Genomic DNA, 13,016 nt, shown 5'->3' with positions numbered 1-13,016 from the left:
TAAGAAATTCTTGATTAAGTATACTTAATAATTTATTCTATATCACGTGTGTTGATGGCAAGGCGCCAATGCACAATAAACCCCAATAGAACGATCAGGAAAACGGAAGCTAGGAGGAACAACAAATGCGAGAAATCAGGAAAACGCGGCGTGCGGCTATTCTGGCGGCGTGCTCAGTGGCCGTCGGCCTGGGCATGAGCGGCACGGCATCCGCCGAAACGAAGGGATATCCGGCCTCGCCGATCACCATTGTGGTGCCGTTTGCTCCGGGTGGGGCCTCGGACATGACGGCTCGCCTGATCGGCGAGCAACTGGGCGAACGCCTGAAGCAGACGGTCATCGTGGAAAACCGCGCGGGAGCCAATTCCCAGATCGGCACGAGCAGTGTCGTCCGCGCGCAGCCGGACGGCTATACCTTGCTGCTGGGCACGACATCGCTGGTCAACAACCCGTTCCTTTACAAGAACCTGCCCTATGACGCGGCGACCCAGCTTCGCCCCGTCGTCGGGCTGGTGGACGTGCCCGCGTTCCTGACGGTGGGTTCGAAGCTCAACGTCAAGAGCGCCCAGGAATTCCTGGGGGTCGCCAAGAAGAACAATGGCGCGCTGAACTACTCATCGGCCGGCATGGGCAGCACATTGCACCTGGCGGCGGAATGGCTGAAGGACAAGGCGGGTATCGATGCGGCGCATATCCCGCAGCGAGGCAGCGGACCCTCGGTGGTCGCCGTCGCTTCGGGAGAAGTGGATTTCAGCATGGAGAATTACGGACCAGCCAAGCCGCAGATCGACGCCGGCCGGCTGAGCATGCTGGCGGTGGCGTCGCCTGCGCGCTTCCCCGCATTGCCGGATGTACCCACGTTCAAGGAAGCCGGGCTGCCGGACGTCGACTTGTCCAGCTGGTTCGTGCTGATGGCTCCGGCGGATACCCCGGACAGCGTCGTCAACCTGCTGAATGAACATGTCAACGCCGTGCTCGCCCGTCCGGAAATCAAGGAACGCCTCGTGGCCATCGGGCTGGTGCCGCTGGGCGGCTCCGCGGACGACATGCGCAAGCGCATGGACAACGATGCGAAACAATGGGGCGACATTATCCGTTCAGCCGACATCAAGGTGGAATAAGCGCCATGGCAGCGACGACGCACAATTTTTCCGTGATCGGCACTCCGCAGCCCAGGGTGGAGGATCACAGGCATCTGCATGCGGCGGCCAGGTTTGTCGCGGATATCGAGTGCGTGGGCTGCCGCGAGGTTGCATTCTTGCGCAGCCCTGTCGCGCATGGCGTGCTGAATGGCATTGAAGTGCCGTCTTGGGTGAATGCGGATTGCGTCTGGACGGCTGCGCGCATCGATGGGGTGGCCAGGCCCATCGAATCCCGTCTCCTGCGCAAGGAGTTCAACTTCGCGCCGCTGCCTTTGCTGGCCGGCGCCAAGGTCCGGTACGTTGGCGAACTGCTTGCGGCGGTAGCCGCCGCAAGCCGGGCCGAGGCGGAGGATATCGCAGAGGCGCTGCAGGCAAATATCTCGCCCTTGCCCGCGGTCATGGATGCGTGGCGGGAGTTCCACTCGCCGACGCAGCCGCTGCACGAGATGCTGGCATCCAATGTCGTCATGCAGTTCGGGCGGACGATAGGCGATGCCGCATGCTTCGATGATCCTGCGTTGCGGCGCGTGACGAAGCGATTCCGCATGGAGCGCGTTCTGGCAAGCCCCATGGAGGGACGCGGCTGCCTGGCGATGATGGATCCGAAGACGGGGCAACTGATCGTCTACGCATCGCATCAGCGTCCGCACTTGCTGCGCTCGTTCCTGGCCGAGCAACTGCATGGCATGCAGGAGTCCGATATCCGCGTCATCGTGCCGGACGTCGGCGGCGGCTTCGGCGCCAAGAGCAATTTCTATCCGGAAGAGCTGATCGTCGCGGCGATGACGCTGGCGACCGGCAAGCCGCATCGGTGGGCGGAGGACCGGTACGAGCATTTCGTCGGCTCCAATCACAGCCGGCAGCATGAGCATGAAATCACGGCCTGCTTTGACGCGTCGGGCCGCATCCATGGCGTCGCTGCGAAGGTCATCGTGGATTCCGGCGCCTACTCCAGCCGGACGTCGACGGGCGCGATCGAGGCCAATATGGCGACCAACGTCATGCTGGGGCCGTACGACATCCGGAACTACCGGTTCGAGGCGATCAGCATCTTCAGCAACAAGACGCCGGTAGGGCCCTACCGCGGCGTGGGGCGCCCGGCAGGGTGCTTCGCCATGGAGCGCATCGTGGACGAAGTGGCGCATGCGCTCGGCATGCATCCCATGGATGTGCGGCAGAAGAACATTATTCCATCCACCGCGTTTCCCTATACGAGTGCGACCGGCCTGTACTACGACTCGGGCGATTACGGCCAGGCCCTGCAGAAGGCGCGCGAGCATGCCGAGCGCCATTGGCCGATCGCCGGGGACGGGACGGGCAGGTTCAGGGAGGGGATAGGCTATGCCATGTATGTCGAGCAGGCGGCGCACGGCACTGTCGAATGGCACAAGCGGGGTTCTCCGCTGGTCTATGGCCATGAGACGGCGCGCGCAACGCTCGCTCTCGACGGCAGCCTGGTGCTGGACGTGGGTACGCTGGGACACGGGCAGGGGCACGAAACTTCGCTTGCGCAGATCGCCTCGGAGCTGACGGGGATTCCGCTGCATGCCATCCGCGTGCGTCAGGGGGACACCGACAAGGCGCCCTACGGCATGGGATCGGTTGCGTCGCGCTCTATGGTGATGGCGGGCGGCGCGGTCGCGGCCGCCTGCAGGAAGCTGGTGGCCAAGGCGCAGCGCGTCGGCGCCGGCGCCATGTCCTGCGATGTGTCGGAGGTCAGCCGGCAGGGGACCGTGTTCGCCGGCCCGGACAACGCATCGCTGAGCTATGCGGAAATCGCGCAGATATCCCTGGTCCAGCTGCATCGGCTGCCGGTGGATATTCCGCCGGGCATGTCCGAGGAGGCGGCCTATCGGCCGGAGGTGGAGACGGGAACATTCTCCTATGGCGTGCATGCGGCGCATGTGCGCGTCGATCTGTACACGGGCGTCGTGTCGGTGTTGGACTATGCGGTGGTCGAGGATTGCGGCACTGTCGTCAACCCGATGATCGTCGACGGCCAGGTGCGCGGCGGCGTGGCGCAGGGGATAGGCCAGGCGCTGTACGAAGAGCTGCGTTATTCCGAAGACGGCCAGCCGCTGTCGGTGACGTTCGGCGACTACACCATTCCCAGCACGCTGGAAGTGCCCCGCATCGAAATCATCCATATGAACACGCCGTCTCCGTTCTCGGAGTTCGGCATGAAGGGCATGGGAGAGGGCGGGGCGGTCGCGCCCGCGGCAAGCATCGCCAATGCGGTCAGGAACGCGCTGTACGGCCTGGGAGTCCAGGTCGACAGCGTGCCGATCAGGCCCGACGATCTGCTGGAGAAAATCCTTGCAGCGGGAGAGCCGGCATGAAGATAGCGCCGTTGGAATTGCGTCGTCCGCGCAGCGTGGAAGAGGTGCTGGGCCAGCTGGGAAGCCTGGGTAGCGATGGCAGGGTGCTGGCGGGCGGGCAAAGCCTGCTGCCCATGCTGCGCTACCGCGTGCTGTCGCCGCATGTGCTGGTCGATATCGGCGGCGTCGATTCCTTGCGCTCGTGCGCGCTGGACGATGGACTGGCGATCGATGCGCTGGTGACGCATTGCGACATGGAGCGCCTGCCTGCCGCCGGAAATGAGCCTTCCGTCCTGGCATTGCTGCGGCGACATGCCGCCGAGATCGCTTTCCGTCCTGTCAGGGCCAGGGGAACCGTGCTGGGCAGCCTGATGCATGCGGATCCGAAGGGAGATTGGCCGTTGGTGTTCTTTGCATTGGACGGCGAAGTGGAACTGCAAAGCCTGCGAGGCGTCCGGCGCGTGAGCATGCAGGAGCTGGTGGCGGGGCCGCTGGAAACGACCTGTGCGGTCGACGAGTTCGCCGTCAGGGTCAGGGTAGGCCGGGAAAAGGTGGATCCTGTGTCGTGGGGGCGCAGCAAACTGAGCCACAGGGCCGGCGAATACGCCATGTGCTCTGCGGTGGCGCTGAATTATGACTCCGGATGGGAGTGCTGGCTGGGGGCGATCGACGACAGGCCGCTGAAGCTGGCGCGCGTTTCGGAGCAACTGAGCCGCGCCGATGCCGGCAGCCAGGCCGAACTGCGGGACGGACTGCTGGCCCCGGCGGCGGACGAATTGATGGAGGCCGTGCCGGACATGCGGCGGGTGCAGGCGCTGCGGCATGCGCACAACCTGCTCGATGCCGTATGGATGGCGATGGACGGGGAGAGGAGACATGGAAATGGAAACTGAGGTCGCGGTCATTCATCTCAATGGCGAGCCGTGCGGCCTGGGCCCGGAAGATCGGGAATCCCTGGCCGACCTGGCCCGCCGTGCCGGCGCGAAATCGGTGCATCCGGCTTGCGAGCATGGCGTGTGCGGGGCATGCAATGTCCTGGTCGATGGCGTGTGCGTGCGTTCGTGCCTGACCATGGCCAGGTCGTGCGAAGGCGCCAGCGTGGTCACGCTGGAAGGGCTGCATGATGCCTTGTCGGACAGCCTGAGGCAGGCGTTCAGCAGGCACCATGCGCTGCAGTGCGGCTATTGCACGCCGGGGGTGTTCGTGGCCGCCTATGAACTACTGGAGAGCGGCGCTGCGCTGGATGAGGCGGCGGTGCGCAATGCCATGGCGGGAAATATCTGTCGTTGCACGGGTTATCAGGGCATCGTCGATGCCATCCTGGATGTGGCGCAACAACAAGAGCAACATCGAATCGTTGAGGAGGCTTCGGTATGAGCACAGCGAAACAGGCGGGCAAGGCAGCCGGCATCGTGGCGGCGGTCGCGCTGCCGCATGCGCCGCAGCTGCTGTCGGTCCCGGAAACCGAGGATCGCGCGCAGGTCGAGCGGGTAAAGCAGGCGATGGTGGAAATCGGGCAGGCGTTCAAGGAGAAGGCGTTCGATTGCGTGATCGTGCTTTCCAATGACCATGGCGATCACTTCGTCACGCACAGCGTGCCGCCGTTCTGCGTGCATGCCGCGCTGTCGGCCGACGGCATGCACAAGCATCGTGGACATTGGGCGCTGGACAGCGACCTGGCGTACGACCTGGTCCCGGAAATGTCGACGCAGGGCTTCGACCTGGCGTTCACCCTGTCGGCCAAGATCCCGACGGCGTTCACCATCCCCTACGCATTCATGGGATTCGACCGCGACACGCCGATGCTGGCGCTGTTCGTGAATTCCTATATACCGCCGCAGCCGGACGGGCAGCGGTGCTTTGCCTTCGGGCAGGCGCTGGAACGCGCATTGTGCAAGCTGGGGCGCAGGGCCTTGCTGATCGCCAGCGGTGGCCTGTCGCATTATCCCGGGACGAGCCACTACTCCAATCCCGATGTCGAAACGGATCGCGGCCTGTTCGAGCGGATGTGCGGAGGCGATCTGCAGTTCCTGGCGGGCATAGGCGCCAGCGAAATGGACAGGACCGGCAACGTGGAGCTGCGCGCCGTGCAGATCCTGGCCGGCGCGATCGGAGACCGCAAGCCCTTCTACCAGTTGTTCGAGCCGAGCTGGCATCACACCTATGCTTTGCTGGCATGGGATGCGGAAGCGCCGCAGGAAGCGTATCAGCCCATTTATCCGAGGCTGCCCGCGGCGCACGCGCAACTTGTCGAGGCCGTGTTCCAGATCAGGACGAATCCGGAAGCCGCCAGGGCCTATCTGGCCTCTCCGGAGAGCTTCTGCGACAGGTTTGAGTTGAGCGATGGCGAGCGCGCGGCATTGCTGGTGCTGGACGAGGAGCGCTTGCGCGATGGGTTCGGCATCCACGCGCTGCTGACGGCGGGCGCCAAACGGCATACGGAATTGTTATCCAGGAGCAAAACATGAAATCGGTGGAAATCGCAGGCGGAGGTATCGGCGGGCTGGCCATGGGCGCCATGCTGGCGCGGGATGGCTGGAAAGTACGTATCCATGAGCGCGACGATGCGGTCAGGGAAGTCGGCGCCGGCATCTATATCAAGAACAACAGCATCGAAGTCCTGGAGGACCTTGGCATCTTCGAACGCATGATTCCGCTCGGGACGAAGCTGGAAAAGGCGCAGATCCAGTTCGCCGATGGCTCCGTGCGGCAGGAAAGGCAGCTGGAGGGCCTGTCGCGGGTCCATGTGTTTCCCCGGCAGGTCGTGGTGGAAGCGCTGCTGGAGGCGGCCAAGGGCTTCGGCGCGGAAGTCGTGCTGAACTCCCAGGTGGCCGGCGCGACACCGCAGGGCGTGCTGAAGATGGCCAACGGCGAGCAGTGCCAGGCGGACCTGATCGTGGGGGCGGACGGCGTCAATTCGGCGATTCGCTCTTCGCTGGACATGAAGTCCGGCTTCAAGCTGCTGCCGACGATCATCGACCGCTTCCTGATCGACTCGCGGGAATTCACGCGCGAGCCCAAGACCGTGGAGCACTGGTCCGGCAACCGCCGCATCGGGGTGACGCCCAGCGGCGACGGGCAGACGTATGTATACATGGTGGCGCCGGAGTCCGACCGCGCCGCCAGGGTCATGCCGCTGGACGTCGAGGACTGGAGCCGCAGGTTCCCGCTGCTGGCGGGCCTGATGCGCGAACTGGGCGCGGTTCCCGATGCGACGCAGTTCAATTACGGCATCGTGCATTGCGAGCATTGGTCGCGAGGGCGCGTCGCCATCATCGGCGATGCCGCGCACGGCCTGCCGCCGACGCTGGGGCAGGGCGCCGGACTGACGCTGATCAATGCCTACGCGCTGGCGCACCACTTGCGCAAGGAGCCGGATGTTGAGCGCGCGCTGTCCGAATGGGAGCGCAATGTGCGCTTCATCTCCGATGCGACGCAGGCATGGTCCCGGCGCTACGACTCGTTCACCCGGCAGTGGCCGACGAAGCTGGACTTCATGCGTCCGCTGATCACCTGGTCGTTCGGCCATGTGAAGTCGCTCAACGACCGCATGCGGATCGCGGACCGGGGCCTGCGCACGGCGGGCATCGAAATCGGGGGAGGTGGGGGCCATGCTGGTTGAAGGAAGCAAGATCCTGGCCGCTTCGCGCGGCGAGGTCTGGAAGGCATTGAACGATCCGGATTTCCTGCGCAGAAGCATTCCGGGCTGCCGGGAGGTAAAGGTCGTCTCGCCGGGAGAGCTGGAAGTCGGCCTGACGGTTTCCGTCGGACCCATCAAGGCCAACTTCGATACGCAGCTGCAGATACGGGATGTGCGGGAGCTGGAGTCCTATGTGCTGGCCGGTTCGGGCAGCGCGGGGGCGGCGGGATCGGGCAGCGGCACGGTACGCGTTTCCTTGTCGGATGTGCCCGGCGGCACGAAGCTCGACTACTCCGCCGAGACCGAGGTCTCCGGCAGGGTCGCGCAACTGGGCGCGCGCATGATGGACAGCACCGCCAGGCGCTTTGCCGAGCAGTTCTTCGCCAATATCTCCCGCCTTCTCGGAGGGGAGGAGATGCCGGCGGCCCAGGCGCTGGAAACGCGCCGCGCCGCGCGGGCATCCGTGGCATCGGGAGAGAGTGCCGCGCAGCCGCAGGCATGGGCGGGAGCGCTGGCCTGGAAGCTGGCGCTGGGCTGCGGCGTGGGCGCCTTTCTCGGGAATGTGCTGGCAGCCTGGGTAGCGCACCTATGAATCCCAACGCCCGGGCCAAGAGTCTTTACGGCGCGCGCGGCGCGGTCGTCAGCGGCCATCATCTGGCGACCCTGGCGGCAAGCGACATACTGCGCCAGGGCGGCTCGCTCATCGATGCCGTGATTGCGTCGTCGGCCGTGCTGACCGTGGCATTGCCGCATACGAGTTCGATGGGCGGCTGCGCCATGCTGCTGTATTTCGATGCGGCGACGGGCCGCACGCATGCGCTCAACGGCTCCGGCAAGGCGCCGCTCGCCGCCGATCGCGCCATGTTCGAGCGCATGCCCCAGCGGGGCAGCCGCTCTTGGCTGACGCCTGCGCTGGTGCGTTTCTGGGCCCGGGCATACGGCCGCTTCGGCGCATTGCCATGGCCCGGCCTGTTCGAGCCCGCCATCGCGCTTGCCCGCCAGGGACTGGCGTGCCCGGAGGAGCTTGCCAGGAACCTGGCGCGGGCGGACGACAGCCTGCTGTCGCAGCCGGGCTTCAGGGAAGCTTTCCTGCCTCGGGGCGATCGCCTGTCGGCGGGAGACATGTTGGTCCAGTCGCGCGTGGCCGACGTGCTCTCCGAAATCGCGGACAAGGGCGAGGATGGCTTCTACAAGGGCTGGGTGGCGGACAGCCTGCTGGCATTTTCCGCATCGACGGAAGGCCTGCTGTCGGCCGAAGACCTGGAAGGCGCGAGTGCGGACTGGGTGTCTCCGCTTGCCATGGCGGCTGGCGATGTCGGCGTCCAGGTCATGCCCCCGAATTCCTCGGGCTGGATCATGCTGGAGCAGTTGCGCCGCAATTGGGGCGGCGGCCTGGAAGTCAGAGCCACGCAGGACAAGGCATCCGCGATGGCCGATGCCATCCTGGCCGCCATCGACGTAATCGCGCACAAAGACAGGGATCCGCAGGAAGTGATGGAGGCGTATGCGGCGGGCCATGCCGGGGAATGCGCGTTGCCGGTCAAGCATCGCTTTTCCGCCGAGCCCGGCGATACGACCGGCTTCGTGGCGATGGATGCGCAGGGCAATGCCGTGTCGATGCTGCAGAGCATATTCCAGCCGTTCGGCAGCGGATGCGTGGATCCGGGCACCGGCATCATCTTCAACAACCGCATGTACGACTTCTCGCTGTCCGAGGATTCCCCGAACCGGCTGCGGCCGGGCCAACGACCGGTGCATACGCTGAATCCCTATCTTGTCATGCGGCGGGAGAAGCTGGTGATGGCCGGGGTTTCTCCCGGGGGAGTGAGTCAGACGACGACGGGATTCCAGGTGATCGATCATGCGATGCGCAGCGGCATGAGCCTGGGTGCTGTCGTCAGCGAGCCCAGGTGGAGCCTGGGGAGGGACGGCACCGTGCTGCTGGAGGAGGGCATCGATGGGAGGGTGGCGCAGCGCTTGCGCGAGCGCGGCCTGACAGTCGTGGAGAACTCCGCGCACGAGTTTTACTTCGGATCCGTGAAAGCGGTCCGGGCGCTGGAGGGCGGCCGCATGCTCGAGGCGGCGGCGGACCCGCGCCGCCAGGCGCACGCGATAGTCTGGTAGGGGCTTCAGCCCCGTCCCAGCAGTTCGTCCAGCTGCGGCAGCATGACTTCCGTTGCGCGCATGCCTTCCTGTATGGCGGCTTGTCCCAGGTGGAAGTCCATCAGCCCGATGTTGCTCAGGTTGGGGGTGATCAGCAGGTCGGCGGGCTCGCCGGCCATGCGGCTGCGCGTGATGCGCACTTGCATGATGTTGATGCTGGACGCCAGCACATCCAGCATGGACGGCAGGCGCGGCGATTGCGGGCCGGATTCCGGCATCCAGCTGCCCAGGTTCTGCTGCAGAGACTGCAGCCAGGTGCTTGCGCTGCCGCTGGCCGTAGTGCCGGCAGTGGACGCACTGGCCGCGGTATCGTGCGGCTGGCGGCGGCCCAGCAGCTTGGCGTTCAGATCGACGGCGATCAGGATGTCCGCGCCCATGGCGCGGCCAAGCGAGACGGGAACGGGATTCACCAGCCCGCCGTCCACCAGGACGGTGTCGTCGCGCCATACTGGAGAAAACAGCCCGGGCAGGGCGATCGAGGCGCGTACGGCGTCCGTGACCGAGCCGGAGCGCAGCCAGATCTCGGCGCCGTTGTGCAGGGCGGTGGCGACCGCGCCGTAGGACAGCGGCAACTGTTCGATCGGGCAGTCGACGAAATGCTTGCGGAAGAACTCCATCAGACGCTCCCCCTTGAGCATGCCTCCCGCCAGCTGCAGGTCCATGAATGAGAGAATGTCTTTCATGCGCAGGCTTTTCACCCAGGCCTCGAAACGGTCGAGCTCGCCCGCGGCGTAGGCGGCGCCGACCAGGGCGCCGATGGACGTGCCGCAGACGATGTCGGGTTTGATGCCGGCGTTTTCCAGCGTGCGGATGACGCCGATATGCGACCATCCGCGCGCCGAGCCGCTGCCGAGGATCAGGCCGATGCGCGGCGTGCCGTGAAGTATCATCGCGCGCCCCGCCTGCCGGGGAGATCGAAGGGGAATGCTGCCGGGGCGGTTGCCACTGTCATACGTAGTGCCTGGAAAGCGTGGGGATGGCAATAATGGCAAAGTTTATCGCACCGCCCGAGGCAGTTGCGCTAGGCTTTCATCATCCGCATGAATCAGAAATAGATATATGCTATCGATTTATTTAAATTAATTCAATTTACTAATTGATAACCAACGCCTAAACTGGACTTGTCCTGACGGCTGCATGAACATGAGACCGTCGCTTTCCCCAACCGAGATAGGAGCCTGGATATGAAAAAACTGACGACAGCGGCGGGAGCTCCCGTAGTCGATAACCAGAACACCATGACGGCCGGCTTGCGCGGCCCGGCACTGCTGCAGGATGTGTGGCTGCTGGAAAAGCTGGCTCATTTCGACCGCGAGGTCATTCCCGAGCGCCGCATGCACGCCAAGGGCGCGGGCGCTTATGGCACCTTTACGGTGACGCATGACATCACCTGTTATACGAGGGCGAAGATCTTCTCGGAAGTCGGCAAGCAGACGCCATTGTTCCTGCGCTTCTCGACGGTCGCCGGCGAGCGCGGCGCGGCGGATGCCGAGCGCGACATCCGCGGCGTCGCCATGAAGTTCTATACGGAAGAAGGCAATTGGGACCTGGTCGGCAACAACACGCCGGTGTTCTTCTTCCGCGATCCGCTCAAGTTTCCCGACCTGAACCACGCAGTCAAGCGCGATCCCCGCACCGGCATGCGCAGCGCCCAGAACAACTGGGAGTTCTGGACCGGTCTGCCCGAAGCCCTGCATCAGGTCACCATCGTCATGAGCGATCGCGGCATTCCCGCGGACTTCCGCCACATGCATGCCTTCGGCAGCCATACGTTCAGCTTCATCAATGCGCAGAATGAACGTTTCTGGGTGAAGTTCACGTTCAAGACGCAGCAGGGCATCAAGAACCTGACCGACGCCGAGGCGCAGGAACTGGTGGGCCGCGACCGCGAAAGCTCGCAGCGCGATCTGTTCGAGTCCATCGAGAAGGGCGATTTCCCCCGCTGGACCATGTACGTGCAGATCATGCCCGAAGCCGATGCGGCAGGCTACCGCTTCAATCCGTTCGACCTGACCAAGGTCTGGCCGCACGGCGACTATCCGCTGATCGAGGTGGGCGTGCTGGAGCTGAACCGCAATCCCGAGAACTTCTTCGCCGAGGTCGAGCAGGCGGCATTCTCGCCGGCGAACGTAGTGCCGGGCATCGGATTCTCGCCCGACCGCATGTTGCAGGCGCGCCTGTTTTCATACGGCGATGCGCAGCGCTATCGCCTGGGTGTGAACCACCACCAGATCCCGGTGAACACGCCGCGCTGCCCCGTACACAGCTACCATCGCGACGGAGCGATGCGTGTCGATGGCAACTACGGACGCACGACGGGCAACGAGCCGAACGCGCAGGGCGAATGGCAGGAGCAGCCTGAGTTCCGCGAGCCTCCGCTGCCGCTGAATGGCGCCGCCGACCACTGGGACCACCGCGTGGACGAGGACTACTTCTCGCAGCCGGGCGCGCTGTTCCGCCTGATGACGGACGAGCAGAAGGCGGCCCTGTTCGAGAATACGGCGCGCAACCTGGCCAGCGTTACGCCTGACATCCAGGCCAGGCATATAGAGCACTGCAGCAAGGCGGATCCAGCCTATGGCGCAGGCGTCGCCATCGCGCTGAAGCGCCTGGGCTGAGAGGCAAGATCGCTTGCCGCTAGAGGAATGCCGCGCCATCGATATACGGTGGTGTGGCATTATGCGTCAGGTTTTCGGCTCTCTGTCACCTTAGCCAGGTAGAGATGGTCTTGGTAAGAAAGGTCGTCTGTGGAGAGCCTGGCACGGCACGCCATGCAAGATGACCCAGGTTGGACTGGATTTCCGCATAATCCGCCTCTTGGGCTTGCTGGGCGATCTGGCGTGCTCCATCGATTCCCAACAAGCGATCCTGAGCACAGGGTAATACCAATAGTTTGGCCTGGATGCGATTAAGCGCATGTAAAAGATCGCCATCAAAGCTCTGGGCCAGATCAAACGAGCTGGATGCCTCGTAGCGCCTGATCAACGACCATGCATCCCAGGACGCAAAGTTTGTCGCTACCGCATCCATGTCTCTTTCAACGATATCCTGGGGCATGGTCTCGAGATAAGCGTCCGTTACGGTCCAGGGGAAGTAGTGCCGTCCGGCGATAGCCAAACCGGTTGCGGGCTGGATGCTATAGCTACCGTCACTCCAGTTGGCATCTAAAGCCACAATGCGCTTCATCTGGAGTACGGTTTGCCGAAACAACCCGCCCGCCTTAACGGCAGGTACCAATAACACCGCGCGTTGCATGGCGTCAGGATAGGCGGCTGCCCATTGCAGGGCTTGGAACGCTCCCATGGAAGCGCCGCCCACAGCGGCGAGTGGTCTGCCGTGCAAGCTTAGGCCATGCGTCACCAATTCGTACTGAGCACGTACCATGTCTGCCACGCTGTAGATGGGAAATCGGTGGCGCAGACCATCCCCGGGTTGTGAAGAGTCGCCGCCGCCGATTGCATCGACAGACACGATACAGTACTTGGACGGGTCGAATGCCGCGTCGATTCCAATATGGCCCCGGACTCCGTAGCGTGTATTGCTGGTGCCGGGCAGCAGTAATATCAGATTGCTGCCCTGCGGATTGCGTTCCCCGTACAAGGTGTAGGCAATGCGCAGGTTATGTATGGTTTTTCCGGAATCGAGCTCGAATTCGGGGATGATGAAAACACCGTCCTTGCCGCCTTTGGCATTCACGGTTTCGGCGGCGATGCTCATTAGCGACGGTCTCCTTCCGGTGTATGTTGCAGCGAA

At 64.0% G+C, this 13,016-nt stretch carries 11 protein-coding genes; 9 read left to right on the top strand and 2 right to left on the bottom strand.

Features of this window, described 5'->3' with window-relative positions; translation table 11 throughout:
* Window positions 1-125: 125 nt before the first annotated feature.
* The 8 genes from EV686_RS13805 to EV686_RS13770 are packed head-to-tail and all read left to right on the top strand — an operon-like array spanning window position 126 to window position 9,224.
* Window positions 126-1,121: a Bug family tripartite tricarboxylate transporter substrate binding protein gene (locus EV686_RS13805; protein ID WP_132477535.1), complete on the top strand. Its 996-nt coding sequence runs from the start codon at window positions 126-128 to the stop codon at window positions 1,119-1,121.
* 5 nt (window positions 1,122-1,126) lie between these two features.
* Complete coding sequence (locus EV686_RS13800) at window positions 1,127-3,481, top strand: xanthine dehydrogenase family protein molybdopterin-binding subunit (RefSeq protein WP_165972614.1); 2,355 nt, start codon at window positions 1,127-1,129, stop codon at window positions 3,479-3,481.
* Complete coding sequence (locus EV686_RS18990) at window positions 3,478-4,353, top strand: FAD binding domain-containing protein (protein ID WP_132477533.1); 876 nt, start codon at window positions 3,478-3,480, stop codon at window positions 4,351-4,353. The genes EV686_RS13800 and EV686_RS18990 overlap by 4 nt, the downstream gene beginning before the upstream one ends.
* Entirely contained in the window at window positions 4,337-4,837 is a 501-nt protein-coding gene (locus EV686_RS13790; protein WP_243650892.1) for a (2Fe-2S)-binding protein, read from the top strand. The genes EV686_RS18990 and EV686_RS13790 overlap by 17 nt, the downstream gene beginning before the upstream one ends.
* A complete protein-coding gene (locus EV686_RS13785) occupies window positions 4,834-5,928 on the top strand; it encodes a DODA-type extradiol aromatic ring-opening family dioxygenase (protein ID WP_132477532.1) in 1,095 nt (364 codons plus the stop codon). Before EV686_RS13790 ends, EV686_RS13785 begins: the two co-directional genes overlap by 4 nt.
* A complete protein-coding gene (locus EV686_RS13780; protein ID WP_132477531.1) occupies window positions 5,925-7,082 on the top strand; it encodes an FAD-dependent oxidoreductase in 1,158 nt (385 codons plus the stop codon). Before EV686_RS13785 ends, EV686_RS13780 begins: the two co-directional genes overlap by 4 nt.
* Window positions 7,072-7,692, top strand: a complete 621-nt coding sequence (locus EV686_RS13775) for an SRPBCC family protein (RefSeq protein WP_132477530.1) — start codon at window positions 7,072-7,074, stop codon at window positions 7,690-7,692. The genes EV686_RS13780 and EV686_RS13775 overlap by 11 nt, the downstream gene beginning before the upstream one ends.
* Complete coding sequence (locus EV686_RS13770; protein ID WP_165972613.1) at window positions 7,689-9,224, top strand: gamma-glutamyltransferase family protein; 1,536 nt, start codon at window positions 7,689-7,691, stop codon at window positions 9,222-9,224. The genes EV686_RS13775 and EV686_RS13770 overlap by 4 nt, the downstream gene beginning before the upstream one ends.
* A 5-nt stretch (window positions 9,225-9,229) precedes the next feature.
* Here the strand turns inward: EV686_RS13770 and rssA are convergent, their stop codons facing one another.
* A complete protein-coding gene (rssA, locus tag EV686_RS13765; protein ID WP_132477528.1) occupies window positions 9,230-10,153 on the bottom strand; it encodes a patatin-like phospholipase RssA in 924 nt (307 codons plus the stop codon).
* A 294-nt stretch (window positions 10,154-10,447) separates the two neighbouring features.
* Between rssA and EV686_RS13760 the strand changes: the two genes are divergently transcribed.
* On the top strand, window positions 10,448-11,881 hold the full coding sequence (locus tag EV686_RS13760; protein ID WP_132477527.1) for a catalase: 1,434 nt from the start codon (window positions 10,448-10,450) through the stop codon (window positions 11,879-11,881).
* An 85-nt stretch (window positions 11,882-11,966) separates the two neighbouring features.
* Here the strand turns inward: EV686_RS13760 and EV686_RS13755 are convergent, their stop codons facing one another.
* Entirely contained in the window at window positions 11,967-12,980 is a 1,014-nt protein-coding gene (locus EV686_RS13755; RefSeq protein WP_132477526.1) for an alpha/beta fold hydrolase, read from the bottom strand.
* Window positions 12,981-13,016 lie beyond the last annotated feature (36 nt).

It is taken from the genome of Paracandidimonas soli, assembly GCF_004342005.1.
Taxonomy (GTDB): Bacteria; Pseudomonadota; Gammaproteobacteria; order Burkholderiales; family Burkholderiaceae_B; genus Paracandidimonas; species Paracandidimonas soli.
This window is presented reverse-complemented; position numbering and strand designations above follow the sequence as displayed.

Excerpts from the sequence above, each read along its gene's own strand:
- EV686_RS13805 (WP_132477535.1), top strand. The coding sequence starts at position 126 with ATGCGAGAAATCAGGAAAACGCGGCGTGCGGCTATTCTGGCGGCGTGC.
- EV686_RS13800 (WP_165972614.1), top strand. The coding sequence starts at position 1,127 with ATGGCAGCGACGACGCACAATTTTTCCGTGATCGGCACTCCGCAGCCC.
- EV686_RS18990 (WP_132477533.1), top strand. The coding sequence starts at position 3,478 with ATGAAGATAGCGCCGTTGGAATTGCGTCGTCCGCGCAGCGTGGAAGAG.
- EV686_RS13790 (WP_243650892.1), top strand. The coding sequence starts at position 4,337 with ATGGAAATGGAAACTGAGGTCGCGGTCATTCATCTCAATGGCGAGCCG.
- EV686_RS13785 (WP_132477532.1), top strand. The coding sequence starts at position 4,834 with ATGAGCACAGCGAAACAGGCGGGCAAGGCAGCCGGCATCGTGGCGGCG.
- EV686_RS13780 (WP_132477531.1), top strand. The coding sequence starts at position 5,925 with ATGAAATCGGTGGAAATCGCAGGCGGAGGTATCGGCGGGCTGGCCATG.
- EV686_RS13775 (WP_132477530.1), top strand. The coding sequence starts at position 7,072 with ATGCTGGTTGAAGGAAGCAAGATCCTGGCCGCTTCGCGCGGCGAGGTC.
- EV686_RS13770 (WP_165972613.1), top strand. The coding sequence starts at position 7,689 with ATGAATCCCAACGCCCGGGCCAAGAGTCTTTACGGCGCGCGCGGCGCG.
- rssA (WP_132477528.1), bottom strand. The coding sequence starts at position 10,153 with ATGATACTTCACGGCACGCCGCGCATCGGCCTGATCCTCGGCAGCGGC.
- EV686_RS13760 (WP_132477527.1), top strand. The coding sequence starts at position 10,448 with ATGAAAAAACTGACGACAGCGGCGGGAGCTCCCGTAGTCGATAACCAG.
- EV686_RS13755 (WP_132477526.1), bottom strand. The coding sequence starts at position 12,980 with ATGAGCATCGCCGCCGAAACCGTGAATGCCAAAGGCGGCAAGGACGGT.